Source organism: Bacillus sp. FSL K6-0069 (genome assembly GCF_038007785.1).
Classification (GTDB): Bacteria; Bacillota; Bacilli; order Bacillales; family Bacillaceae_G; genus Bacillus_A; species Bacillus_A mobilis.
This window is the reverse complement of record NZ_JBBOXN010000001.1, coordinates 1,503,905-1,528,305: the sequence shown is the minus strand read 5'-3', so window position 1 is coordinate 1,528,305 and position 24,401 is coordinate 1,503,905. Positions and strand designations below refer to the sequence as shown.

Genomic DNA, 24,401 nt, shown 5'->3' with positions numbered 1-24,401 from the left:
TCAATCCACAAAACAAAAAAAAGACTATCAAATGATAGTCTTTAGTCGTCGCTACGCTGCATACCAGTATACATTAATACGAGACGTAATAATTCAAATACCGCAACAGCTGCAGCTGCTACATATGTTAATGCTGCCGCATTTAATACTTTACGAGCTTGGCCATATTCATCTGTTGATACGATACCTAACGCTTCAATTTGTTGCATTGCACGCTTTGATGCATCAAACTCAACTGGTAATGTAACGAGTTGGAACACAACACCTGCTGCCATTAAAATAATTCCTAATAACAATAGTTTTGACATTGTCGCAAATATACCAATCATAATAAATACCCATGATATATTCGATCCAAAATTCGCCACAGGCACTAACGAATGACGAATACGCATAAAGTTATAATCTTTTGCATCTTGAATTGCGTGTCCTACTTCGTGTGCTGCAACTGCTGTACCAGCAACTGAATGACCGTAATAGTTATCTGTTGATAATCGAACTGTTTTGGCAGTTGGATCATAATGGTCTGATAAATGACCTGGTGTTTCTTCTACAGCTACGTTGTATAATCCATTTTCATCTAAAATTTTTCGAGCCACTTCCGCTCCTGTCATACCTGATGTTGAATAAACTTGTGAATACTTGCTATAAGCACTACGTACTCTTGACTGTGCATACAACGGTATGATCATTATGATCGCGAAGTAAATTAAATAAAACATCATGAACCTCCATTGAAGTTTTAATTATAGTACTTCTCATTCTATTTTCTTCTGCCATCATTGTCAATGAATAAACCTTACAATCCGTATCTTTATTTATTGTATTATCTATTTTTAGAGTGTACATTACTTTTTCTTTTTTCTCTCTCTCCTTTATACTTTCTCCACCCAACATAAGTTAATGTGAATAAAATAAGACCTCCAGTAATTGTCATAAACCAAATGAGCGAGGGTGCAATTTCATCTTTTTTTACTGTGTGAAATATTTTTTGCAAATCCCCTTTAATGATTCCTAATTGCATTTGCCCACCTTTCGTTTTTAACATAACGTTACGAAATTCATCCAAATAAGATAAATGGGCATTTACACGCTGCACTTCGTTTTCTGGCAAAGCAATCATTAAGCTTGGATAAATAATATTAAACTCATGTAAAAATGTGTTTAACGTTTGTTGAAACTGTCCCGTGTCTTCTTTTTTCATCGCTTTTTCCATTTGAGAAAAGGCACCCATTACTTTTGTTTCTCTTTCCATCCAAAGTGGTTGATATTTCGACACTTGCGCATCAACAGCGAGCTGCAGGGCTAACACATTATCAATTTTAACTTGTTTACTTAAATCTGTTTCCGCGAGAGATTGTTTCGCCCTGTCGTAAGCTAAAGAAATAACTCTAACTTGATCTGGTGTTACTTCTTGCTTCTTTTCATTTCCCTTTATGACAAACTGCTCCGAGAAACGTTGTAATACTTGTACTGCTTTTTCATCTTCATTACGCTTCACTAATTGTAATGAGTCGTCTAACAACCCTGTTAGTTCACTCCACTCTTCAGCATATATACGTAACGGAAACATTATAATTAGAAATGCTATCAATCCAATTAATGTTCTCTTCATCACGGTCCCCCCTATAACTACTAGTACAAAATATGTTAATTTGGACAAGAATAGAACAGAACTGAACCGAAAAATATATTATCGTTTTACAAACAAAAAAATTCTCTTTAAGCAGAGAATTTTTCCTTTGAAACCCTTTTCTTTTTTACGAAATATCTATACAAGCTATAACAAAGTATGCTGCCACATAAAATAAATAATAAAATAGCACACGCTGCATGCATAAAGAATTCTTCTGGTAGCATTAATATAATCGGATCCGTTTCAATATCAAACATCCAATAATCATTACTGAATAAAAGCTTATGGAATAACACAAAACTTTTTTCAAAATTAATAGCAATCGGTAACATCAGCGCAATCGGAAAGATAATTGTTAAAATCGATCCGTGCAGTAAAAACTTTTCATTTTTCTTTTTTAGTAAATAAATCCCGCCTATTATAGCAATCATAATTGTCGCATACATCACATATTGAATCTTTACTAAAATATTTTTAACATCTACAAAATGAATACGGCCATTTGTAGACATATCTAATGTTGGCAACTGCAATGCACCATCATAAAACGGTGATAAATAGGTGATAAGCACATCATAATTTCTTTTAATATCATCCTTCGTCATATCCGCTAAATCTGGAATGTTTAAAAAATCAATTTCAAAATAATACAGCCATTTTCCGTATACAACCGCCGTTGTCGCGAGTGCAAATATAGAAAATGCTATGCTGTATGAAACAGCTATCGTAACCAATCGATCCCATATTTTTGTACCACTCTTATTTTTCTTCATTTTCTCCCCCTACGTATTCTAACTATCATAAAGAAAACTGTTTTCGTTTCTCACGCAAGCAAGAATAATATGTAATACATAGTGTAGCGATGCTTAGCCAGAACGTAAAATAACCAATTTCTTCTACAAACAAATGCATAATTCCATATCTCGGCATTTGCCAAAATAAATAATCAATTGCATCATTATGTAATGTCCATATAGCAGCTACCGCAAAATGCCATTTTTTTATACGGTAAAACGGTGCATATAACAATCCTTGTACTGCCATCGCAAAATGCGAAAGCATTAACATATACCCCATAACACCAATAGGACCTTTTACATAGATCATAATTGCATTTACAACAACAGCCCATATACCATATTTTATTAAAGTAACAATCGCTAGCGCCTCTATTAATCCCCAATTTCTCTTTATTAAAAAAGCAAATAAAACAAAGACAAAAAAGAGACTCGCCATCGGGCTATCGGGTACAAACGGCCAAAATATAGGTGAAGTTTCTTTTAATTGATTTCCATACCATATAAATCCGTATATTGTACCTAATATGTTAACAACTAATAAAAATAATAATACGGAGCGTTGTCTTAACATTGCATACAAGTAAACCAAGCTGTATGTCCAACACCTTTCAAACAAAGTCATTCTTTCCTCAAACTCTACTCTATTATATAGTAAACTTTCTTTCATCAAAATAAAAAGCTGACTACAATTTTTTTGTAGTCAGCTTTTTATTATTTTTTATTATACTTTGCAACGAATTCCGAAAGTTTCTTCAGTTCCTCATCTGTACCTTTAAATACACCTTTAGGCATTGAACCTTTTCCCTCTTTCGCAATTTTAGCAATTTCTTCTGGCTTTAAAGTTAAGTTTTGCAGTGCAGGCGCTGCTGCCCCGCCCTGTAAATTGTCACCGTGACACGTTAAACAAGTATTTTTTTGCATTAATTTATAGCCGTCATCATTTTTATCAACTGGTGCTGTTTTTACAATTGCTCCTTGTTTTTTTGCAGCTTCCCAGTCGTGGTGTGCTACAGATTCCCAAGTTAAAAAGATAATCGATGCAATTGCTAAAAGCATAAATCCAGTTGCTACAGGACGCTTTAACGGGCGTCTTTCTGGTCCTCGATCTAGAAATGGAGCTAACAGTAATGCGCCAAACGCAATCCCTGGCATAATAAACGCTCCAATTACAGTGAATGAACCAGAAGCATAAGAATACTTTAATAACTGATACAAGAATAAGAAATACCAATCTGGAAGTGGTATATATCCGGCATCAGTTGGATCCGCCATTCTCTCAAGTGGTGACGGATGCGCCACTGTTAAACATAAATAACCGATTAAAAAAACTGCACCAACCATCCATTCTTTTAACAAGAAGTTCGGCCAAAATGCTTCTGTTTTTCCTGGGTATTCAGAATAGTCTTTTGGAATATTTGGTTTCCGAGCTACTGGTACCCGAGAATCTCCTACAAACTTCATCCCTTTGCCGCGATGCATAATCTCCCTCCTTTAGTTCTTTCCCCTTTTATTTAGCAATCTCTTATAGCGGACCGGAAATACCTTGTTTGCGAATCATGATGAAGTGGAAGGCCATTAAACCTAGAAGTGCTGCTGGTAAGAAGAAGACGTGAATAGCAAAGAAGCGAGTTAATGTTTGAGCGCCAACAATTTCGGAATGACCAGCGAGTAATGTTTTAATATAAGGACCAATGAGCGGCGTTTGCTCTGCAATTTGAATCCCTACTTTCGTAGCAAATAATGCTTTCATATCCCACGGTAATAAATATCCGGTAAAACCAAGACCTAACATAACAAAGAAAATAAGAACACCAACAATCCAGTTTAGCTCACGAGGCTTTTTATACGCACCCTGGAAGAAAACTCTAAGTGTATGTAAAAACATCATTACAATGACGAGACTAGCACCCCAGTGGTGCATACCACGAACAATTTGCCCGTATGCAACTTCATTTTGTAAATAATAAACCGATTCCCAAGCATTTTTAATATCAGGCACATAATACATCGTCAAAAACATTCCAGATAAAATTTGAATTACAGTAACGAAAAAGGTCAGTCCTCCAAAGCAATAAACGAATGCAGAAAAGTGATGTGCTGGGTTTACATGTTCAGGTACTTCATGATCAGCAATATCACGCCATATTGGTGTAATATCTAACCTTTCATCTACCCAATCATAAATTTTATTTAGCATCTACTTTGCACCCCCTCTTGGCTTCGCTTTTCCTAAATACAGCGTTCCATCTTTCACTTTAGACTCGTATACATCAAGTGGAGCAAGGGGCGGCGTGCCTTTAATGTTCATCCCGTCTTTTGTGTAACGGCCCCCGTGGCATGGACAAAAGAATTGATTCGGATGTGCTTTGTCCGAATTCCAGTTCACTGTACATCCTAAATGTTTACATACCGGAGAGAACGCAACAATGTCTCCGCTTTCATCTTTATGAACCCAAGCTGATTTTGGCTCTTCGGACTTGTACCAACCATCAACCTGCTTCACCTTAAAGTCGAAACGTTTCGGCTCTGTTGTAATATCCTTTACTTGTGCAACAGCAACCATATCCGTTCCCGCTTCTTTTCTTAACACCGGATCAAGCGCAAATCGCGTCATCGGCATTAAAATACCCGCTGCCATAAAGCCTCCTACCCCTGTAAGGGTGTAATTTAAAAACTGTCTTCTTGATACACGATGTTCTTTCTCGCTCACGAAAATTTCCCCCCTCTATCAGAAATTGTCCCCTCGTGATAAATTATATAAAAAATAAAAACTAGGACACTATCATGATATAATACGCTCATGCACAGGTCAATATCATACTACTCATAATAATAAGAACTTTCTGTTTATTATTACTTTCCCCATTTTTCTTCTAACATCACCATTATATTTTTTATATGCGCATGAATAACTTCTCTTTTCGCTTGATCACTAAATTGTTCTAACGCTAATGAAGGAAACCAAAATAAATCTCCCTGCAACTCTTGCATATCTTCTTTCCATGAAAAATCACTTGTAACATAAGCAATATGTTTAAAACCTTGCTCTTGTAAATGATTTGTCCATTCTTGCAAACGACCTTTTTCGTTTTTTTGACTTTCTACTAAATACGTAAATGCAGGTAGTAAAAGCACTCTTCCTTTATATTCTCTTTCCAGCTCCATACTCAACAATTCGATAAATTCACCTTGTTCTACTACCATTTTCATTTCTTTCGCTGCCGAAATTGATAAAAGTGGTATAACACCTGTATCTACATACTCTCTTGCTTGCTCAAACTGTTCCACATCTTTTACAATCCATTTCAAATTTCTTCCCTCCTCTCACCTACAAATGACAGAACTTTCACTTTATATATATTAAACCATACTAAAAGAGGTAAAAAAAGAAAAACTACCTATATTAAGGTAGTTTTTCTTAAAAAGTCTGAAATTTTTAAATTTTTATGAATCCAAATGAATTCTATAGCATCTTTAACTCAGCTGTTAACCTATGAAACGCTTCCTGATCTTGCTTATCTAGCGCTTCATCAATTTGTTTCAAAAGACGTTCTCTTCTAAAAGAAAATACACTTTCTTCTAAAAATCTTTCTGCAAGTAAACGATCTTTTTCATTTACTTCAATATGCTTTGGTAAATACGGGTTTTCTTCTAATACAGCTACATAATTGGCATTTTGAAATGATGATTTAAAATTGAGTTGAATATAAATATCCTCATCTCGATTTAAACGAATATCATGAAACGATTTTTCAGCATCCGTTGTCATGACATTTTGTTTAAAAAAGTGAAACGGTGTATCTTTTACACAATTCGCGGACATCACTAAGCCACGCGGACAATATTTTGCATGCTCTACGAAGTGGACTTTATGCATCAATTGGTCGTGACTCATTAAATAATTCAAAATCCATACACATTCACGCTGTTTCAGTTGGTAATTATTCAAAAACCATTTTACAAAATCCTTCTTCTCGTTTACAGAAACAGGGGTATTCATAGCAATTAAGTCCCTCCTCTGTCTTTCTCTTTTCTTTTTAGATTCAAGAAGCGGCATTCAGTTTCCTTCCAACTTATGAAAAATCCTCTAAATTATATAACAATTCTTCAATATGAATTTGTGTCGGGTCTAGTTGTATTAACTGAGTAAATACTTCTTTCGCCTCTTTTCGCATACCTTCTTCCAATAAGAAATAACCGTACTCTTCCAAGAAGTCTGGATGATTCTTAAAAGAAGTATATGCACTTTCATAGTGTTTTAATGCATCGGAATACATTTCTAATTGTTTTTTTGCAAACGCAAGATCCCAAAGTAGTTGTGTATCTGGTTCTCCGCTATCAATCGCACGCTCTACAACTGCAATTAACTCTTCATACTTTTCTTGTTCTTTTAAGATATAAGCATATTTTAATATTGCACCTAAATGTCCTGGATCTAACTCAAGCGCTTTTTGAAGCACTTCCTCTGCTTCCGCTATTTTTCCTAATTTCGCCGCAATGTTCGCTAATTCTACATAAAATGGTACAGAAAGCTCATCTACTTTAATTCCTTCTTGAAGTGTTTCATAGCTTTCTTGAAGCATTCCTTCTTTTTCATAGCTTTTCGCTAAATACATGTAAAGCGATGCATACTCCGGATCTAATTCTTTTAATTCTTGCCAAGCACCAATAGCTCTCTGGTATTCTTCACCTTGATATAATGTGAAGGCATATCCAAATAATGAGTGAATATCTTTTTGTTCCTCTAAACCTGCTTCGTAGTAAGAGATCGCTTCTTCCCAATTTCCAATCGCACTTAACGTTTCTGCGAGGCGAAGTGCAATGACAACACCACCCATTACTTTATGTTCCGCTAATAGCGCCTCATAATAAGTGATTGCCTTTTGTTCTTCCCCTTTACTACTATATAACTCTGCTAATCCAAACGTAATAACAGGCTCGTCAGGCATCATTTCTTTCGCCTTTAATAGTTTTTGTTCTGCTACATCATCGAAACCTTGCATTTGGAATAAATCCGCAACAAGTAATAACGATTGAACATATAAATCATCATTTTCTGGAATATCATGAAGCACTTCAATTGCTTCATCCTCTTTGTCTAGATCAATATATAATTCTGCTAAAAATACAGTGAATTCACTTTCTTCCGGGTACAATAAACGCAAATCTTCTGTAATTGCTAACGCTTCATCCATAAATCCAAGTGTATGATAATAGCGAGCGATATCATACTTCTCTTCATCATTCGCAATTTTTAATTGTTCTTTTAATAATTGTAATCCTTTTTCCGCTTCACCATTTTCAATATATGAAACAGCTTGTTCAAAATTTTGCATAAACGTCTCCTTTAATTCTAACAAATATTATTTTCTGTTCATTTACCCCGCTATTTGCGGGCAGTAAGACCCCCACCTCAAAATTCAGCGAAGGCAAAGAAGTTAGTTTGGTGATCAACTGCCCGTAAAAGCCCGATTGGTGCGGGCTAATAATCAGTGAGGGGATGAGCATACTTCTTCTTGTACTTTCACTGATAACGATTCGAATATGACACCGATACCGCATTACTACTTTCTATTGTACCGTTTTCTTTCATTACCGTGCAAATAACTTCCCTTATTAATTATTAACACGCACGGATCGAGTCATTTAAATAAAAAAGACTCCTATAATAGGAGCCTTCACACACTCTTAAGAGTATGTTTCTTCTTTCTTTACTTGCTCTTTTACAAGTTCTGTCAATAATTCTATAATTTCATCATTTTCTTCTTTCAAACCGACAGTAATACGAATACCATCATGTATACCAAATGCAGCACCAGAACGAACAATGTAGCCTTTCTTCATTAATCGTTCGAAAGCCTCATTACCAGGAATACCGAGCTTTAAGAAAATGAAATTTGTTTGAGATGGATAATAGAATACATTATATTCCTTACAAAATGCGTAATATTGATTTAATCCTTCTTCGTTCTTTTTCACACATTCTTGTAAAAATGCTTGATCTTCTAATGCAGCGAGTGCTACAGCCTGCGCTACAGTCGATGTATTAAATGGTAACCTTGCTACTTCTAGCTGCCCGATTAACTTCGCATTACCAACCGCATATCCGATACGGAATGCAGCTAAACCATATGCTTTTGAGAACGTACGTAAAACCATCAGATTTTCATACTTTTCAAGAAGTGGTAATGTTTGCGGATAGTCTTCTGCTCCCGCATATTCATAGTATGCCTCGTCCATAATAACGAGCGCTGACTTAGGAACTGATTCTAGAAATGAAAGTAAGTTTTGTTTCTCTACATATGTACCTGTCGGATTATTCGGGTTACAAATCCATACAATCTTCGTTTTATCATCTACTTGCTGTAACATCGCATCTAAATCATGAACGCCATCTTTTAGTGGTACTTCACGAACTTCTGCTCCTTCAATAACAGCATGGTGATGGTATTGCGAGAATGTTGGATTCGCCATTACAACATTTGTTCCTTCGTGTAGTAATGCACGACTAATCATTTGAATGACTTCATCTAATCCACTACCAAATAACAGTTGTTCTGCTTTGACACCTAACTGCTCTGCTACTTTTGTCCGAAGTTCAAATGCATATCCATCTGGATAAAGAGCATATTGACTCGCTAAAGAAGTTAATGCTTCTGTTACGCGTGCTGAGCAACCGAATGGATTTTCGTTCGATGCTAATTTCACAATTTTTGATAATCCATATTCCCTTTTTACTTCTTCAATGTTTTTCCCAGGTACATATGCTCTCAAAGTTAACAATTGCTCTTTCACTCTCATTTTTCTTCCCCCAGTCATTTTATTCAATTCGATTACAATACGGTTGTAATCCCACACTGTAATCGTTTATCTTAACCGCCACTATTACGAGAATACCTCAAAACAAGCACTTCACACTTCTTAAGCCATATTCTTTTGAAATGCCTCTAACGCAATATGAACAGTCTCATCTGGAATAGATACGACATTCACTACCCCATATTCCTGCATTAGCACCATATGAATTGCTCCAGCATTCGCTTTCTTATCCTGCTTCATCAATTGAACAAGGCGCTCTACATTCAAATCACTTGGCATTTTTGGATATCCGTACTTCAAGAACCACTGCTTCATCTCTTCATAAGAAAGATCAACCTTGTACACTTGCTCACTTAAAAACAAGGCAAATAACATACCAACCGCTACTCCGTCACCGTGAGTAATATTTCCATATCCTAGTTCTTTTTCAAGAGCATGGCCTAACGTATGTCCAAAGTTCAAATGAGCACGTACACCTTTTTCTGTTTCATCCTGCGCTACAATATTTGCCTTTACAGGAATCGCCTTCGTTAATATATGGATTAACTTCTCATCACGAAGGTCCGCTAATGTTTGCACTTCTTCTTTTAACCAATGATACAGCTTTACATCACCAATAAGAGCATGTTTTATCACTTCTGCATAACCTGAACGCCACTCTTTTTCAGGAAGTGACTGTAAAAACGGCGTATGATATACAACTGCTTCCGGTTGATGGAATGCACCGATCATATTTTTACCTAACGGATGATTGATCGCTACTTTCCCACCTACTGCACTATCGTGAGCTAATAAAGTCGTTGGAACTTGAATAAAGCGAATTCCACGCATAAACGCCGCAGCAACAAAGCCAGCCAAATCTCCAATCATCCCGCCTCCAAGTGCAATAATTAAAGAATTTCTATCTAATTTATTTTCAAGAGCTGACGTATGAGCCGCATAGAAGTTTTCAAAAGACTTCTCTTTCTCGCCACTCGGTACAACGAATGAAAATACATTTTGCTCTATTTGCAATGCATCTACAACTGTCTGTAAATGGAAAGATGCAACAGCTTCATCTGAAATGATCATAATATTTGATACAGATGGCTGCATATTTTGAACGATTGTTTTCAAATGTGACAACGATTCTTTTCCTACGTGTACATCATATTCTTTTGATTTCGTTTGAATATGTATGTTTTCCATTAAAATCCCCTCGCATATTCATTATGTTTCTCAATATTTTCACGAATAAGGTCCATACGATCTAATCCGAATTGTTCTATTAAAGCTGTCGCTAATTCCCAAGCTACAACCGCTTCTGCAACGACACTAGCTGCTGGAACAGCGCAACTGTCAGAACGTTCAATACTCGCTGTAAAAGGCTCTTTCGTATCAATATCTACACTTTGAAGAGGTTTATATAGTGTAGGTATCGGTTTCATCACACCGCGCACAACAATTGGCATTCCAGTCGTCATACCACCTTCTAATCCACCTGCATTATTTGTTCTTCGTGTATATCCATGCTCTTCATTCCACAGAATTTCATCATGAACTTCACTTCCCGGTCTATGTGCTGCTTCAAAACCAATTCCAATCTCGACACCTTTGAAGGCATTAATGCTCATAATTGCGGCTGCTAATTTTGCATCCAGTTTTCGGTCATAATGCACATAGCTACCAACCCCAATTGGCATTCCTTCCACAATTACTTCAACGATTCCACCGATTGAATCACCATTTGCTTTCGCATCATCAATTGCTTTCATCATTTTGTTACCTGCATCTTCATCTAAGCAACGTACAGGTGATGCTTCTGTAATACTTTTTAATTCTTCAATTGACCGATACGTAATTTCCTTAGCCTGTACACCGCCAATTTCAATTACATGACCAGCCACTGTAATACCAAGTTCTGCTAACACTTTTTTAGCAACCGCACCAGCAGCAACACGTACTGTCGTTTCGCGTGCTGAAGAACGTTCTAGTACATTTCTCATGTCTCTATGTCCATATTTAATCGCACCATTTAAATCAGCATGTCCAGGTCTTGGCTTTGTTACTTTTCTTTTCATTTCTTTTTCTTCTTGTTCCGTTAAAGGCTCTGCGCCCATAATTTTTGTCCAATGTGCAAAATCACGATTTTCAACAACCAGTGCAATTGGAGAACCTAATGTCTCTCCATGTCTAACACCACTTACAATTTGCACTTGATCTGTTTCAATTTGCATGCGTCTACCACGCCCATAACCCTTTTGCCTTCTAGCTAGTTCTTCATTTATATCATCTGCTACTAAAGGTAGACCTGCTGGTACACCTTCTATAATCGTTGTAAGTTGTGGACCATGAGATTCACCAGCTGTAATATATCGCATACGTTATTCCTCTTTTCGTATATGTATTTATCTCGCTATATTAAGCAATAATTTTATCCTTCATTACTCTAAAAATATGAAAGAAATTATATAATACATCAGCCATTCGCTTCTTCCCCGATAGGCCTTTTACTTTACATATCAATATATCATAACAGCTCTAACTTCGTAACTAATTGAAATAAAAAAAGTGCAAGAAGAATACCCCTATTCTCCTTGCACTTTCTACTATTATCACAGTGATTAAAGCGTTTACAAATTATTTCAAAATAATTAGTAAATCCATTCATTCATTAATTTTGAGTAGTCAACTAATTCTTCTTCTTTAAAGAAAATAGCAATCTCGCGCTCTGCACTTTCTAACGAATCAGAACCATGGATAATGTTTTTCGCAACAGTTACACCGAAATCTCCACGAATTGTTCCAGGAGCTGCTTCATGTGGTCTTGTTTTACCCATCATGTTACGAGCTGTATCTACTACACCTTCACCTTGCCACACCATTGCGAACACAGGGCCAGATGTAATAAAGTCTACTAATTCACCAAAGAAAGGTTTTTCTGTGTGCTCAGCATAGTGTTGTCCAGCAATTTCCGAAGTTACTTGCATTAATTTTGCACCAACTAATTGAAAGCCTTTTTTCTCAAAACGAGCTACGATTTCCCCAATGAAGGCACGTTGTACACCGTCTGGTTTTACCATTAGAAATGTTTTTTCCATAAAAAATCTCTCCACTTCTGAATTATGTATGTAATTGTATATCCCCACACACATATTAACACCCTTATCACAATTGTGCAATAGTTTTGAAATAGAGAGATTATTTTATTTTTTAGAAAAAACACTAAAATTTTCGTTTTCCAATATACTTTGCTACATTTTGTAATGCATACTTCGCTTGCCCACGCGGGAGTGGTTTTATAATTTCTAATGCTTTATGTAAATAACGTTCACTAAATGCAAATGCTTTATCAATAGCCGTACTATTCTTTACGGCCTCAATAATTTCTTTCATTTCATCCGCTGTTGTATTTTCATGTACAGATGTGATTTTTTTGCGAAGTATCGGATCTTCCATTGCGTATAGAGCAGGTAGCGTAATATTCCCTTGTAACAAATCACCACCAGCAGGTTTGCCCAGTTTCTCTTCTGTGGACACGAAATCTAAAATGTCATCAATAATTTGATACGACATGCCTACAAAATACCCATACCAAAATAGTCGATTTACCGTATCACGATTAGCGCCAGCAGCAATTGCTCCTAGTTGGCAACTCGCAGCAATTAATAATGCTGTTTTTCGCTTTATTCTTCTTAAATACGTTCTTAAATTTTGGTCATAATTGTATTTATCTTTAATTTGTTCTATTTCACCTTTACACACTTCTAAAATGGTATGCGATAGCGCCTGATGGGCCTCTGGAATTTCGATATTTGTTATACATTCAAGAGACTTAGCGAATAAATAGTCCCCTGTATACATTGCAATACGATCTCCCCATTTTGCATTCACAGTCGCACTACCCCGTCGTAAAAAAGCAGCATCAATAACATCATCATGAACAAGAGAAGCCATATGAATAAGTTCTAATGCAACAGCTACATGCTTAATTGCATCTAACTTATAATCTCCGAACTTTCCCGCAAGCAACACAAATACAGGACGAATTCGTTTCCCGCCAGCTTCAATAAGTTGTAATGCCGCCTCTTCTACTAATGGCTGTTCAGAAGCAACTGTCTTTTTTAATTCTTTTTCTATTACATTAATATCCGATCGTAAAAAAGAGTACATAAGTTGTAACTTCATATTGTTCACCTTAACCTAAAACTTCTTTTTTCTATTTTGATTCTGGTTTTATACCTAAATGCATCGCTGCTACCCCAAAAGTAAACGGCTTCACTTGTACACGTTCAAGTCCAGCTTTTTCAAACATATTAGCCAACTCTTTCATACCTGGGAATGTACTAGCAGATTCTTGCAGCCATGAATATTCTTTATAACTTTTCGCAAATAACTTTCCAAATAACGGCATGATATATTTAAAGTATAAAATATATCCTTGTCGAAAACCAATCATTGTTGGTTGAGATGTTTCTAAACAAATTACTTTTCCACCTGGTTTTACTACACGCGTCATTTCCTTTAATACGTGCAAATAATCTGGTACGTTACGCAAACCAAATCCAATCGTTACATAATCAAATGTGTTATCTTCAAACGGAAGTTCCATTGCATTCCCGTGTAGAAGTTCTACTTGTTTTAATTGTAACGCCTCTACCTTTTGTTTACCGACAGATAACATATTTTCACTGAAGTCTAAACCAACAACCTTGCCCTGTTCACCTACTGCTCCAGCTAGCGCAATTGTCCAGTCCGCTGTCCCGCAGCAAACATCAAGAGCCTTGTTACCTGGTTTTACATCCATAATGCGCATCGTCTCTTTACGCCACGCTTTATGTCTTTGAAAACTAATTACAGAATTCATCACATCGTATTTATCAGAGATTTTCTCAAATACATCATGTACTCTTTCTTCTTTTGATTGTTGCATGCTCGTACCTTCTTCCAATGTAAAATTGCTTATGTCTTCGATTTATCTCTTAACACAGAGTTTATTTCGCTTATATCTGTGTGTTTTTCCAAAAATTGATTTTCTTTCTTTCTGAGTTCCATCATCCATCCATTAATAACTGTTTCTATCTCTGCTTGATCCTTCATAATTCCTTGAACAGCTTGAAAAACAGGTGAATGTTGTTTTTCAGCATGCAGTTCACATTCTTTTTGAAGACGGTTTTTCCCTAGTACATACGTTATAAATGGCTTCCAATGCGATAAATGAAAATGATCACATGTTTTTTGCAAGAGTGCAGACTCAATCGTAACTACACTTTCCATTATGTCATCCATCGTTTCATGCGCTTTTTGATATAACATTATTTTGTGTTCATTAATTTCTTTAATTCCTTCAGCAAGCGCACGAATTAAAACAATATCACGATTCATAGACAATAAATAATAATATAACCCGCTATAGTAATCACCAGCAAGTACTGTTAGCTGACGACGTTTATGCGATTCATTTGCTTCTTCCCCTGCTTTATTTGATACTCTTTCATGTGTATCAAGCGCAATTTGCACAAGCATAATCGTTACTACATAATGCTCAATTTGTTCTATATGTAAATTTGCACTTTTTAAAGCACCATATAACAATGCTATTTTTTCTTCATCAATAAATGGTTCTTCAATATAGTTTATAAAATAAGGATGGCGTAATTTCTCCATCAATTTCTCTCTTATACCCGCATACCCTCCGTAGATGTCACACACAAAAATCACCCTTGTTTTCTAATTCATAAAACTTATTATAACACATACATACTATTTTCTATAACCAAAACTTGGCTACTCTTTCCAAACTTCCACCGAACGAAATAACATCTTCCACTCTTTTTAGTAGTCTTTCTATTCTCACTCTGCCTTACTAAAACTATATCATTTATTTACATAAAAAAAAAAGAAAAGCAGTTTCCTACTTTTCTTTACTTCGATTTAATAAAAGATAAAATTTCACTGCGTGCTGCAGCATCATTTTCTAGCACACCACGTACTGCTGTTGTTACTGTTTTCGCGCCTGGCTTTTTCACACCGCGCATCGTCATGCACATATGTTCCGCTTCTACTACTACCATTACACCATGCGGCTCTAGTACTTCCATAATAGAGTTCGCTACTGTTGATGTAATACGTTCTTGCAGTTGTGGACGACGTGCAATTGTATCTACAGTACGAGCTAATTTACTTAACCCTGTCACTTTTCCGCCTTGCGGAATATATGCAACGTGAGCAACTCCATAGAATGGAACTAAATGATGCTCACACATCGAATAAAACGGTATATCTTTTACTAGTACAAGCTCCTCGTGATCTTCTCCGAACACTTTATGCAAATGTTCTTTCGGATCTTCATGCATTCCTGCGAACACTTCTGCGTACATTTTTGCAACACGCTTTGGTGTATCAAGCACTCCCTCACGATTTGGGTCATCTCCGATTGCCTCTAAAATAAGGCGTACTGCATGTTCAATTTGTTCTAAATTAACTTTTGCCATCCGCTAGCCCTCCCGAAAACCTAAAAGTGATACGAACACATTCTAGCATATTTATGTTTTTAAAAGCAAAAAGAAGAGTTCCCAAAAAGGAAACTCTTCTTCCCTGTTAATATGTAAGGATTATTTAACCGCATCTTTTAACGCTTTACCAGGTTTGAATGCAGGTACTTTACTTGCAGCGATTTCAATCTCCTCACCTGTTTGTGGGTTACGACCTTTACGAGCCGCACGCTCACGAACTTCGAAGTTACCGAATCCGATCAGTTGTACTTTATCACCTTGTTTTAAAGCTTCTAAGATAGAATCAAAAACAGCGTCTACTGCTTTTGTTGCGTCCTTTTTAGAAAGGGAACTTGCTTCTGCAACAGCATTGATTAAATCTGTCTTGTTCATGCCATTCACCTCCTCCCAAAGATAAGACTGTATAATGATCATAAAATGAGTCTTACTTTCATTTGTAGGCAATTTTTGCAAATTCTATACTACAAAGATGTAGATAAATCATTATCAACGCCTATATTATACGATTCTCCTTTATAATTCAATATTTTTAAGGAAATTGTTACTCTTAAAATGTGAAAATCTGATGAAACTTGACAATTTACAACAATATATTAGATAATGACTGTTTATTTTTCTATTTCTATACGTGAAAATCAAAAAAATCCCTCTACGATGAGAGGGATTTTTTCTTATAATATAATCGCAATTAATCCGCCAGATCCTTCATTAATAATTCTTTCTAGCGTTTCTTTTAATTTATATCTCGCATTTTCTGGCATTAAAGATAGTTTCGCTTGAATGCCTTCTCGAACAATAGAGCTAAGCGAACGTCCGAATATATCAGAATTCCAAATTGATAATGGGTCATCTTCAAAATCCTGCATTAAATAACGAACTAATTCTTCACTTTGCTTTTCAGTACCAATGATTGGCTCAAACGTTGACTCCACATCTACTTTAATCATATGAATAGATGGCGCTACAGCTTTTAATTTCACACCAAACCTTGAACCGTGACGAATAATTTCTGGCTCATCTAAGCTCATGTCAGCTAACGCAGGCGCCGCTACACCATATCCTGTTTGCTTTACCATACGCAGGGCATCCGCTACTTGATCGTATTCTACTTTCGCATGAGATAAATCGAGCATAAGCTTCAATAAATGATCTTTCCCTCTAATTTCCACTCCTACTACTTCTTTTAAAATTTGATCATATAATTCATCTGGTGCATATAAATCAATCTCTGCTACACCTTGCCCCATATCAATGCCAGCTAGGCTCGCTCGATCAATAAATTCATACTGACTAAACTGCCAAACGACGCGGTCCACATCACGAAGACGTTTTATATCCTTTACAGTCTCTTGAACAGCTTCTTGATAGCTTTGGCGTAACCAATGCCCTTCATTTAACACCATCACCCAGCTCGGAAGGTTAACATTCACTTCTAAAACCGGGAACTCAAATAACGCTTCTCGAAGCACATTGTACACATCTGTTTCCCTTAAACTCTCTACACTCATCGCAATGACTGGGATATCATATTCTTCAGATAAACTTTGGCGCAATTGCTCTGTATCTGGATGATACGGCTGTACAGTGTTGATGATCATAATGAAAGGTTTTCCGACTTCTTTTAACTCATTTACTACGCGTTCTTCTGCCTCTATATAATCTCTTCTTGGAATTTCACCAATCGTTCCATCTGTTGTAATTACAACACCAATTGTGGAATGCTCTTGAATTACTTTACGTGTGCCGATTTCTGCAGCTTCATGGAATGGAATAGGCTCTTCATACCAAGGAGTATTAATCATGCGCGGGCCATTCTCATCTTCATAGCCTTTTGCTCCTGGAACCGTATATCCAACGCAATCTACTAATCGAATATTCACTTCAAGACCTTCATCTACTTCGATAGAAACCGCTTGGTTTGGAACAAACTTCGGTTCCGTCGTCATAATTGTACGACCAGCAGCACTTTGAGGCAGTTCATCTTGCGCCCTTTGACGGTCAGACTCATTCTCAATATTAGGAATAACTACAAGTTCCATAAATTTTTTAATGAATGTTGATTTCCCTGTTCGAACAGCTCCTACAACTCCAAAATAAATATCACCGCCTGTGCGTTCCGCAATATCTTTAAAAATATCTACCTTTTCCAAGTGATTCCCTCCCTCAATATTTTTGGGAATAATTCCACGTTTATAGTCAACTAATACCTTCTCTAACGTTGCCTATAATATCTGATATAATATAATGGTATTCTAGAAGTTCGGACAATATATCATATAATTTTGTCCAATTTCATATGACTATTAAAAAATACCTTTTGTTTGCATCGCAAGTTGTGTAACATAAAAAACCTTTCTTCTAGAACTTATTCACTAAAAGAAAGGTTCATGACTTATGATTTTAAAAAAATTGGTTCTCCATTCTTTACCGTATACGGTAAAGAATACGCAGGTACAAATGGAGAATCGTTCGAAAGTATATTCCGAATATCTTCCCCCTCCTTAAATTGACCTTCATTTTTTTTCAACGCTTCATATAAATCGATTCGATAATCAACATAAATTTCTCCCTTTTCATTGATTACAAAAGGAAGCCCTTTACCAGAATACGGACTTGTCACTTGCGGCACATCTTTATATCCTAGTTTTTTGAAATCTAATTCATACACACCATCTGAAATTACCTTTTTAAAAGGTGGATATTGATGTTCATCCCGATACATCCTAAGCTTTAATGATAATTCCTGGATTTGTTCAGCCATCCTAACATCAATTAATTTTACTGTCGGGTTTGTTTCAACGTCTATTAATACGTATTGGTACACTCCTCCACTTTCATACGCATTTCCCGGCGCTTCTTGTATGTAACGCGGAGCAATCTTTTGAAAATCGATTGGATACTTTTGATAAATAGGCGTACTCATATCCCGCGTCTTAATTGGTAATATCCCATCATTTTGCTCCTTAAATGTCGCTACAGCTTTTTGAACAACCTGTAGTTGATCTTCATAAGGAACAGCATTTTGCTTCATATTTTCTTTCGGATACAGACACCCCGTTAAAAGGCTCATACAACAAAATATTAAAATAATATGGACTTTTTTCACTAGCAATCACCTTTTCATACTAATATAACTTGCTCCGTATGTAGCATTTTCGAGACCATTCCCTTTACTGCTGTACTGGTCCACTAAATACAACAAGAAAAATAACAATTCCTGACACAATCATAAGGGTGTACGCTACTAACGCTGTAATCCCTTTCAAAATTTTATTCTTTATTTTGTATCTACTTAGTAAAATAAAACTTACTGCAAAAAACATAAATCCAATTGCTCCTAAAGCAAACCACATTTTTAAAAGCCCTTCTGACATATACACACCCCTTTTTATTAATCTATTTTTATACTATTTTAACAAATTAAAATCTTTAAACAAATACAAAAAGAATATTTTACTACAAATTACGAATATATAACTTTAATCAACAGCCTTTTCCGCATCTTCCACTAATCTAGATAAAAATAAAACCGAAGCGAGTGTATCTCTCGCTTCGGTTGACCAAATATGCCCAAAACAGCTCTATTCCCATACTTTCATGGCTATCATATGCAATCTACAAACTCTTTGTTTCTCATATATTTTATTTTTTAAACATTTTGCTTAACGAACCAAAATCTGCGGGCATATTATTGTTAATGATCGCTTTTACAATTTGATCCTCTTGTTCTTTCGGCACTTCACGTCCTGCCATAAGAGCCACTTGATGAATCAATTGACGTAGCACAGTCTCATCACGTAAATTCGCGTTTTGTACAGATGATGCTAATTTAAAAATATCTTCTTTATTCACTTTCGCTTCTTTTTCAATGTTATTAAAAATGTTATTATCCATTCTTTTCACCCTCTCCTCAAGTTACTCTTCATCCTATGCAAAATTAAAAAAATGGTGAAAAGACCCATAAAAATAAAAAGCGACAGAAGTACAAATGTACTTCTGTCGCTTTTCTTTAAAGTAAGTCTGGTATAGCTTCCACTTCATGTTTTCGAACACGCCCCATCAATGAGCCTACTGCATCTTTCACATTATTCCCATTGAATAGCACATCATATAAAGCAGCTGTAATCGGCATTTCAACTTCCATTTTCTCAGCTAATTCGTGAGCAGCTTTCGTTGTTCTCACACCTTCTACAACCATACCCATACTTTCTAACACTTCTTCTAAAGAGTGCCCTTTTCCAAGCATATTTCCAGCGCGCCAATTTCGGCTATGAACGCTTGTACAAGTTACGATTAAGTCTCCCATTCCAGTTAGACCAGCAAACGTTAACGGATTTCCGCCCATTTTTCTACCTAAACGAGCAATCTCTGTTAAACCACGTGTCATTAATGCTGCTTTCGCATTATCACCTAATCCAAGACCATCAGTTATTCCAGCAGCTAATGCAATAATATTTTTTAACGCACCACCAAGCTCAACTCCAACGATATCTGGATTTGTGTATACACGGAAGTAGCTATTCATAAACAAGTCTTGTACTTCCTCAGCCGCTTCCATACGCTTTGCTGCAGACGTAACCGTCGTCTCTTGACGTAAACCGACTTCTTCAGCATGACTCGGTCCAGACAGCACAACAACGTCTTTAATCAAGTTCTCTGGAATTTCTTCCTCGATCACTTCCGAAATACGTTTTGACGTACCAGGTTCAATTCCTTTACTTGCATGAACCCAAGTAATCGGACCCGCTACATATTTCTTCATATCTTGCAATACTTCTCTATACGCTTTCGTTGGTACTACAAGAAGTACTACATTTACATCTACTAATGCTTCTTCTAAAGAAGAGTAGGCTACGATTGTGCTTGGCAATGTAATTCCTGGAAGGTATCGACTATTCTCATGTTTCGTATTAATCTCATCCATAAGTTCAGATCGATTTCCCCAAATTCGTACATCATGTCCATTGTCAGCCAATACCATCGCTAACGCTGTTCCCCAGCTACCTGCTCCTACTACTGTGATTTTTGTCATAAAATCACATCCTCTCCATTAGTCTCTTGCTCTAGCGATAATGTGAATCGGCGTTCCTACAAAGCCGAACGCTTCACGTAAACGATTCTTTAAGAAGCGCTCATATGAGAAGTGCATTAACTCTGTATCGTTTACAAATATAACAAATGTTGGTGGTTTTACCGCAACCTGTGTCGCATAGAAGATTTTCAGACGGCTACCATTATGAGTTGGCGTTGGATTCATTGCTACCGCATCCATAATTACATCATTTAATACGTTCGTTTGAATACGAATGCTATGGCTTTCATTTACTTCATTAATAACTGGTAATAATGTTTGTGTACGTTTTTTCGTTTTTGCAGATAAGAACACAATCGGTGCGTACTCTAAAAATTGGAAATGAGCACGGATGTTTTCTTCAAATGCTTTCATTGTTTTTTCATCTTTTTTCACTGCATCCCATTTGTTTACGACGATAATAACAGCACGTCCTGAATCATGAGCATATCCAGCAATTTTTTTATCCTGTTCAATAATTCCTTCTTCTCCGTCTAAAACGACTAAAACAACGTCAGAACGTTCAATCGCTCTAAGTGCACGAAGTACACTATACTTTTCTGTGCTTTCGTATACTTTCCCTTTTTTACGCATACCAGCTGTATCGATGATTACATAATCTTGACCATCTTTACTATATGGCGTATCAACAGCATCACGTGTCGTTCCCGCTATATTACTTACAATTACACGTTCTTGACCAAGAAGTGCATTTACAAGTGATGATTTCCCTACATTTGGACGTCCAATTAAAGAGAAACGGATTGTTTCATCGTCATACGCTTCTTCTTCAATCTTCGGAAAATGATTTGCAGCTTCATCTAACAAATCACCAAGTCCTAAACCGTGTGTACCTGAAATCGGGAATGGCTCGCCAAATCCTAATGCATAAAAATCATAAATATCACTACGCATTTCTGGATTATCAACCTTATTTACCGCAAGTACAATTGGTTTTTTAGAACGATATAAAATTTTAGCAACTTCTTCATCTGCTGCAGTTACACCATCGCGACCATTCGTCATAAAAATGATAACATCTGCTTCATCAATCGCTACTTCCGCTTGTTGACGAATTTGTGTCAAGAACGGCTCGTCTCCAATATCAATTCCACCTGTGTCAATAATGTTAAACTCATGATTTAACCATTCTCCCGCACTATAAATACGGTCTCGCGTTATACCTGGTATATCTTCTACGATTGAAACTCTTTCTCCAACAATTCTATTGAAAATAGTAGATTTTCCTACGTTCGGGCGGCCTACTATTGCTATTACTGGTTTCGGCATATACTTTCATCCTTTCAACTTGCTTCTGTTTATTATGTAAAAAACCCTTCTTTGTGCAAGAAGGGATTTGCATTCCAGAATATTTCTCAGCGTATCAAAACACCTCACATTATACCACACGTTGCTAATGTTTCACAATAATATATACATTCTCTTGTAAGCGATGCGCAATACCATCTAAAATTGCCTCTAAATTATTTGCAACAAATTCTAGTTCCTCTGTCGATTCACAAGTAAACAAAGGGGCACCACCAGCAAATTTCTCCGGCGCTGTTGTAATAACTGCGAGAATTACACTTTCTAACATCATCCCTTATCTCCCCTTCCTTTCGGGGCTTCCGATGACATATGAACAGCACTTTCTAACGTCGGCACATTCCCTATGACACCTATCGCTTTCTCTGCATCTTGATCTTGTGGCAAGACAAAAATCCCAACCCTACCATCTTCTAAATCACGCTTTGCTAATGGCACAAGCGCCGGCGTGCCAGAATCTCTATAAATCCCTAAAGCGACAGAAACATCATGTAAAATAGCTTGTCGTTGTCCTAAGTTTGAGATTGTCACCATCGCATCAATTGATTTCGGCCTTAAAATAAAGCCCATTCCATATTTCATAATTTCCTCTTGCCTTGCTGGCAATCCAATATTCATAATGTAAATATTATCAATATACAGCCCTGCTCCTTCAAAACGAAGTGGAACATGCTCGATATCAACAAGATCATGTAACCTTTTGCCCGACATTAATTTTTTCGCGATAATAAATGCGATGATAGCCATAATTACTCCAGCGATCCATGAACGGAACCCTATATATGCAAACGTCGTTGCAAACGACGTTAACATCGCCAAATAGTTCCGACTTTCAAAAACTAATGCAATCCCTTCAATATATGTATTTCCACGCGGTACGAGCTCATATCCATCTAATTGTTGAAGTGTATTTCTTTCCATATTACGCACATCACGAAACTGTGTTGCTGCCAATGTAAGAAACGTAATAGCAGAAAAATCTTTTTTCAAAATTGACGGAATCGCAATTGCTCCTAAAGCCGCTGCAATTAATCCCATCGCAACGTGAATAATTTTCCCGTGGAGTCTCGTCGGATATTGACGCGTATCTGTCCGGAGCATTAGCACTCTCGTTACTGTCCCCGCTATTACGCCACATAAAATGGCCGGTGTATATTCAGTCATGTATTACCCTCGCCTTTCTTTTACGTGTTTTCCCTTTGAACTGTTCCATATATACTGATGCTTTTGCAATCCAAAACAAAATTGCCATAAACAATGTAGAAACGGCGACGATATCAAAAAACGCTAAGCTACCGTAATCGTAAGGGAAGTGTAGTTTTCGAAAAATAAGTGTCACAAACAATTCTCCCTGTAACATTCCTACATAAAGAGAACATAATCGTAATATGCGATCTTCGTGTAATAAAACCGATGCATACACAAGAGCACTACTTAACAAAAACAGCCTATCCACCACAATCCAAATTGGATCATATACTTCTAACAAATGAAAACTTGTATATAACATTGCAATAATAAGTGCCGAAAGTAAGGTATATAATTTTTTCCAAATAGAATAGAGCGTGATTCCTATAAAAGCAACAATACAAAGCAAAAGTGCATTTACTGATACCGTGAATGAAGCAATCGTTACATGCAACGGAGAGCAAATAATAAAAATCAATATACAGGCGCTTAGCTTCCACCGAATAGAATCCTTTTTCATAAAAAAAGTTACGACAACCCACCCTATCCAAGCAATAAAATAAAAAGTACTTCCTTCCATCATTTCACCTCCTATGTTTTCCATTATGGGAACTTTTTATGAAAGTTAATCCACTTTCTTCGCGCATAGTTTTTTCATATAACAGCAACACTTTTAATAAGGAGGTGCTATTCATTATGGGTAAAGATCGTCAAGAACGAAAACTAAGAGAGTCACGCCGCGTTGAATCTGATCGTGACCAATCACTACAATATCCAGGTGCAACTGGACTAGATACACCAGAGCAAGCTCGAAAACAAAATCAGCACTAATGAATACAAAAAGACGGTTTCGATATTGTACGAAACCGTCTTTTACATTTTACTTATATCGAAATAATATTTCATATATAAATCTTTCTAGGTTTATTTTTACCTCCACCTATTTCCTTTGACAAAATCAAACCACCCTCAATCATTCAGCCTTACAATATCTACATTTTCCAGCCTCTATTTCAGTCGCAATTTTCACAAACCAATGTTTATATACATAATAATAATTTTATTTT

The 24,401-nt window shown here is 36.4% G+C and carries 29 protein-coding genes; 1 reads left to right on the top strand and 28 read right to left on the bottom strand.

The annotated features are described in order from the left end of the window. Window positions 1-41 precede the first annotated feature (41 nt). The 28 genes from MHB74_RS07945 to MHB74_RS07810 all read right to left on the bottom strand — a co-directional run bounded on the left by MHB74_RS07945 (window position 42) and on the right by MHB74_RS07810 (window position 23,914). Window positions 42-725 (bottom strand): zinc metallopeptidase, encoded by a 684-nt coding sequence (locus MHB74_RS07945; protein WP_073517780.1) that lies wholly within the window; start codon window positions 723-725, stop codon window positions 42-44. Window positions 726-826: 101 nt separating this feature from the next. Further along, window positions 827-1,615, bottom strand: a complete 789-nt coding sequence (gene ypjB, locus MHB74_RS07940; protein WP_061677795.1) for a sporulation protein YpjB — start codon at window positions 1,613-1,615, stop codon at window positions 827-829. 107 nt (window positions 1,616-1,722) lie between these two features. After that, the gene (gene lit, locus MHB74_RS07935) at window positions 1,723-2,409 is read right to left on the bottom strand and encodes a lipoprotein intramolecular transacylase Lit (RefSeq protein ID WP_061677796.1); all 687 of its coding nucleotides are present in this window, start codon (window positions 2,407-2,409) and stop codon (window positions 1,723-1,725) included. Between the two features lie 25 nt (window positions 2,410-2,434). Continuing rightward, window positions 2,435-3,058 carry a DUF1405 domain-containing protein gene (locus tag MHB74_RS07930; RefSeq protein ID WP_179885505.1) on the bottom strand — a complete coding sequence of 208 codons (624 nt, stop codon included), beginning with the start codon at window positions 3,056-3,058 and terminating at the stop codon, window positions 2,435-2,437. Window positions 3,059-3,147: 89 nt separating this feature from the next. Continuing rightward, window positions 3,148-3,915: a menaquinol-cytochrome c reductase cytochrome b/c subunit gene (gene qcrC, locus MHB74_RS07925; protein WP_000554603.1), complete on the bottom strand. Its 768-nt coding sequence runs from the start codon at window positions 3,913-3,915 to the stop codon at window positions 3,148-3,150. Between the two features lie 43 nt (window positions 3,916-3,958). Next, window positions 3,959-4,633: a menaquinol-cytochrome c reductase cytochrome b subunit gene (gene qcrB, locus MHB74_RS07920; protein WP_000932700.1), complete on the bottom strand. Its 675-nt coding sequence runs from the start codon at window positions 4,631-4,633 to the stop codon at window positions 3,959-3,961. Then, on the bottom strand, window positions 4,634-5,146 hold the full coding sequence (qcrA, locus tag MHB74_RS07915) for a menaquinol-cytochrome c reductase iron-sulfur subunit (protein ID WP_001290420.1): 513 nt from the start codon (window positions 5,144-5,146) through the stop codon (window positions 4,634-4,636). 143 nt (window positions 5,147-5,289) lie between these two features. Then, window positions 5,290-5,745 carry a YpiF family protein gene (locus tag MHB74_RS07910; protein WP_061677797.1) on the bottom strand — a complete coding sequence of 152 codons (456 nt, stop codon included), beginning with the start codon at window positions 5,743-5,745 and terminating at the stop codon, window positions 5,290-5,292. A gap of 154 nt (window positions 5,746-5,899) precedes the next feature. Next, window positions 5,900-6,436: a ReoY family proteolytic degradation factor gene (locus tag MHB74_RS07905; RefSeq protein ID WP_001095929.1), complete on the bottom strand. Its 537-nt coding sequence runs from the start codon at window positions 6,434-6,436 to the stop codon at window positions 5,900-5,902. A gap of 73 nt (window positions 6,437-6,509) precedes the next feature. After that, on the bottom strand, window positions 6,510-7,772 hold the full coding sequence (locus MHB74_RS07900; protein ID WP_061677798.1) for a tetratricopeptide repeat protein: 1,263 nt from the start codon (window positions 7,770-7,772) through the stop codon (window positions 6,510-6,512). 352 nt (window positions 7,773-8,124) lie between these two features. Continuing rightward, entirely contained in the window at window positions 8,125-9,237 is a 1,113-nt protein-coding gene (hisC, locus tag MHB74_RS07895; protein WP_061677800.1) for a histidinol-phosphate transaminase, read from the bottom strand. 120 nt (window positions 9,238-9,357) lie between these two features. Continuing rightward, the gene (gene aroB, locus MHB74_RS07890; protein ID WP_061677801.1) at window positions 9,358-10,443 is read right to left on the bottom strand and encodes a 3-dehydroquinate synthase; all 1,086 of its coding nucleotides are present in this window, start codon (window positions 10,441-10,443) and stop codon (window positions 9,358-9,360) included. Beyond that, on the bottom strand, window positions 10,443-11,615 hold the full coding sequence (aroC, locus tag MHB74_RS07885; RefSeq protein ID WP_061677802.1) for a chorismate synthase: 1,173 nt from the start codon (window positions 11,613-11,615) through the stop codon (window positions 10,443-10,445). The genes aroB and aroC overlap by 1 nt, the downstream gene beginning before the upstream one ends. A 273-nt stretch (window positions 11,616-11,888) precedes the next feature. Continuing rightward, window positions 11,889-12,335, bottom strand: a complete 447-nt coding sequence (gene ndk / locus MHB74_RS07880) for a nucleoside-diphosphate kinase (RefSeq protein WP_061677803.1) — start codon at window positions 12,333-12,335, stop codon at window positions 11,889-11,891. Between the two features lie 124 nt (window positions 12,336-12,459). Further along, entirely contained in the window at window positions 12,460-13,422 is a 963-nt protein-coding gene (hepT, locus tag MHB74_RS07875) for a heptaprenyl diphosphate synthase component II (RefSeq protein ID WP_061677804.1), read from the bottom strand. A gap of 31 nt (window positions 13,423-13,453) precedes the next feature. Continuing rightward, the gene (gene menG, locus MHB74_RS07870) at window positions 13,454-14,167 is read right to left on the bottom strand and encodes a 2-heptaprenyl-1,4-naphthoquinone methyltransferase (protein WP_061677805.1); all 714 of its coding nucleotides are present in this window, start codon (window positions 14,165-14,167) and stop codon (window positions 13,454-13,456) included. A 29-nt stretch (window positions 14,168-14,196) separates the two neighbouring features. Continuing rightward, window positions 14,197-14,946 carry a heptaprenyl diphosphate synthase component 1 gene (locus tag MHB74_RS07865; protein WP_061677806.1) on the bottom strand — a complete coding sequence of 250 codons (750 nt, stop codon included), beginning with the start codon at window positions 14,944-14,946 and terminating at the stop codon, window positions 14,197-14,199. 212 nt (window positions 14,947-15,158) lie between these two features. After that, window positions 15,159-15,728, bottom strand: coding sequence for a GTP cyclohydrolase I FolE (gene folE, locus MHB74_RS07860; protein ID WP_001151477.1), 570 nt, complete (start codon window positions 15,726-15,728; stop codon window positions 15,159-15,161). Between the two features lie 120 nt (window positions 15,729-15,848). Then, window positions 15,849-16,121, bottom strand: a complete 273-nt coding sequence (locus MHB74_RS07855; RefSeq protein ID WP_001043860.1) for an HU family DNA-binding protein — start codon at window positions 16,119-16,121, stop codon at window positions 15,849-15,851. Window positions 16,122-16,420: 299 nt separating this feature from the next. After that, entirely contained in the window at window positions 16,421-17,899 is a 1,479-nt protein-coding gene (spoIVA, locus tag MHB74_RS07850) for a stage IV sporulation protein A (protein ID WP_000416522.1), read from the bottom strand. A gap of 242 nt (window positions 17,900-18,141) precedes the next feature. Further along, window positions 18,142-18,855 (bottom strand): hypothetical protein, encoded by a 714-nt coding sequence (locus MHB74_RS07845; protein WP_061677807.1) that lies wholly within the window; start codon window positions 18,853-18,855, stop codon window positions 18,142-18,144. A gap of 64 nt (window positions 18,856-18,919) precedes the next feature. Then, window positions 18,920-19,123: a DUF2768 domain-containing protein gene (locus tag MHB74_RS07840; protein ID WP_061677808.1), complete on the bottom strand. Its 204-nt coding sequence runs from the start codon at window positions 19,121-19,123 to the stop codon at window positions 18,920-18,922. A 268-nt stretch (window positions 19,124-19,391) separates the two neighbouring features. Continuing rightward, window positions 19,392-19,643, bottom strand: coding sequence for a stage VI sporulation protein F (locus MHB74_RS07835; RefSeq protein ID WP_000369753.1), 252 nt, complete (start codon window positions 19,641-19,643; stop codon window positions 19,392-19,394). 115 nt (window positions 19,644-19,758) lie between these two features. Beyond that, window positions 19,759-20,781 (bottom strand): NAD(P)H-dependent glycerol-3-phosphate dehydrogenase, encoded by a 1,023-nt coding sequence (locus MHB74_RS07830; protein WP_000161774.1) that lies wholly within the window; start codon window positions 20,779-20,781, stop codon window positions 19,759-19,761. An 18-nt stretch (window positions 20,782-20,799) separates the two neighbouring features. After that, window positions 20,800-22,110 (bottom strand): ribosome biogenesis GTPase Der, encoded by a 1,311-nt coding sequence (der, locus tag MHB74_RS07825; protein ID WP_001125888.1) that lies wholly within the window; start codon window positions 22,108-22,110, stop codon window positions 20,800-20,802. A 124-nt stretch (window positions 22,111-22,234) separates the two neighbouring features. Continuing rightward, window positions 22,235-22,420 (bottom strand): capping complex subunit for YIEGIA, encoded by a 186-nt coding sequence (locus MHB74_RS07820; RefSeq protein ID WP_061677809.1) that lies wholly within the window; start codon window positions 22,418-22,420, stop codon window positions 22,235-22,237. Then, the gene (locus MHB74_RS07815) at window positions 22,417-23,310 is read right to left on the bottom strand and encodes a YIEGIA family protein (RefSeq protein ID WP_061677810.1); all 894 of its coding nucleotides are present in this window, start codon (window positions 23,308-23,310) and stop codon (window positions 22,417-22,419) included. The genes MHB74_RS07820 and MHB74_RS07815 overlap by 4 nt, the downstream gene beginning before the upstream one ends. Continuing rightward, complete coding sequence (locus MHB74_RS07810) at window positions 23,303-23,914, bottom strand: YphA family membrane protein (RefSeq protein ID WP_061677811.1); 612 nt, start codon at window positions 23,912-23,914, stop codon at window positions 23,303-23,305. Before MHB74_RS07810 ends, MHB74_RS07815 begins: the two co-directional genes overlap by 8 nt. 116 nt (window positions 23,915-24,030) lie before the next feature. On the opposite strand from MHB74_RS07810, the gene MHB74_RS07805 reads away from it, so the two are divergent. Continuing rightward, window positions 24,031-24,165, top strand: a complete 135-nt coding sequence (locus MHB74_RS07805; RefSeq protein ID WP_000513900.1) for a YpzI family protein — start codon at window positions 24,031-24,033, stop codon at window positions 24,163-24,165. Window positions 24,166-24,401: the final 236 nt, after the last annotated feature.

Bases quoted from the DNA above. Each gene is read 5' to 3' on its own strand.
- MHB74_RS07945 (WP_073517780.1), bottom strand. From the start codon at position 725: ATGATGTTTTATTTAATTTACTTCGCGATCATAATGATCATACCGTTG.
- ypjB (WP_061677795.1), bottom strand. From the start codon at position 1,615: ATGAAGAGAACATTAATTGGATTGATAGCATTTCTAATTATAATGTTT.
- lit (WP_061677796.1), bottom strand. From the start codon at position 2,409: ATGAAGAAAAATAAGAGTGGTACAAAAATATGGGATCGATTGGTTACG.
- MHB74_RS07930 (WP_179885505.1), bottom strand. From the start codon at position 3,058: ATGACTTTGTTTGAAAGGTGTTGGACATACAGCTTGGTTTACTTGTAT.
- qcrC (WP_000554603.1), bottom strand. From the start codon at position 3,915: ATGCATCGCGGCAAAGGGATGAAGTTTGTAGGAGATTCTCGGGTACCA.
- qcrB (WP_000932700.1), bottom strand. From the start codon at position 4,633: ATGCTAAATAAAATTTATGATTGGGTAGATGAAAGGTTAGATATTACA.
- MHB74_RS07905 (WP_001095929.1), bottom strand. From the start codon at position 6,436: ATGAATACCCCTGTTTCTGTAAACGAGAAGAAGGATTTTGTAAAATGG.
- MHB74_RS07900 (WP_061677798.1), bottom strand. From the start codon at position 7,772: ATGCAAAATTTTGAACAAGCTGTTTCATATATTGAAAATGGTGAAGCG.
- hisC (WP_061677800.1), bottom strand. From the start codon at position 9,237: ATGAGAGTGAAAGAGCAATTGTTAACTTTGAGAGCATATGTACCTGGG.
- aroB (WP_061677801.1), bottom strand. From the start codon at position 10,443: ATGGAAAACATACATATTCAAACGAAATCAAAAGAATATGATGTACAC.
- aroC (WP_061677802.1), bottom strand. From the start codon at position 11,615: ATGCGATATATTACAGCTGGTGAATCTCATGGTCCACAACTTACAACG.
- ndk (WP_061677803.1), bottom strand. From the start codon at position 12,335: ATGGAAAAAACATTTCTAATGGTAAAACCAGACGGTGTACAACGTGCC.
- hepT (WP_061677804.1), bottom strand. From the start codon at position 13,422: ATGAAGTTACAACTTATGTACTCTTTTTTACGATCGGATATTAATGTA.
- menG (WP_061677805.1), bottom strand. From the start codon at position 14,167: ATGCAACAATCAAAAGAAGAAAGAGTACATGATGTATTTGAGAAAATC.
- folE (WP_001151477.1), bottom strand. From the start codon at position 15,728: ATGGCAAAAGTTAATTTAGAACAAATTGAACATGCAGTACGCCTTATT.
- MHB74_RS07855 (WP_001043860.1), bottom strand. From the start codon at position 16,121: ATGAACAAGACAGATTTAATCAATGCTGTTGCAGAAGCAAGTTCCCTT.
- MHB74_RS07840 (WP_061677808.1), bottom strand. From the start codon at position 19,123: ATGTCAGAAGGGCTTTTAAAAATGTGGTTTGCTTTAGGAGCAATTGGA.
- MHB74_RS07835 (WP_000369753.1), bottom strand. From the start codon at position 19,643: ATGGATAATAACATTTTTAATAACATTGAAAAAGAAGCGAAAGTGAAT.
- MHB74_RS07830 (WP_000161774.1), bottom strand. From the start codon at position 20,781: ATGACAAAAATCACAGTAGTAGGAGCAGGTAGCTGGGGAACAGCGTTA.
- der (WP_001125888.1), bottom strand. From the start codon at position 22,110: ATGCCGAAACCAGTAATAGCAATAGTAGGCCGCCCGAACGTAGGAAAA.
- MHB74_RS07820 (WP_061677809.1), bottom strand. From the start codon at position 22,420: ATGATGTTAGAAAGTGTAATTCTCGCAGTTATTACAACAGCGCCGGAG.
- MHB74_RS07815 (WP_061677810.1), bottom strand. From the start codon at position 23,310: ATGACTGAATATACACCGGCCATTTTATGTGGCGTAATAGCGGGGACA.
- MHB74_RS07810 (WP_061677811.1), bottom strand. From the start codon at position 23,914: ATGGAAGGAAGTACTTTTTATTTTATTGCTTGGATAGGGTGGGTTGTC.
- MHB74_RS07805 (WP_000513900.1), top strand. From the start codon at position 24,031: ATGGGTAAAGATCGTCAAGAACGAAAACTAAGAGAGTCACGCCGCGTT.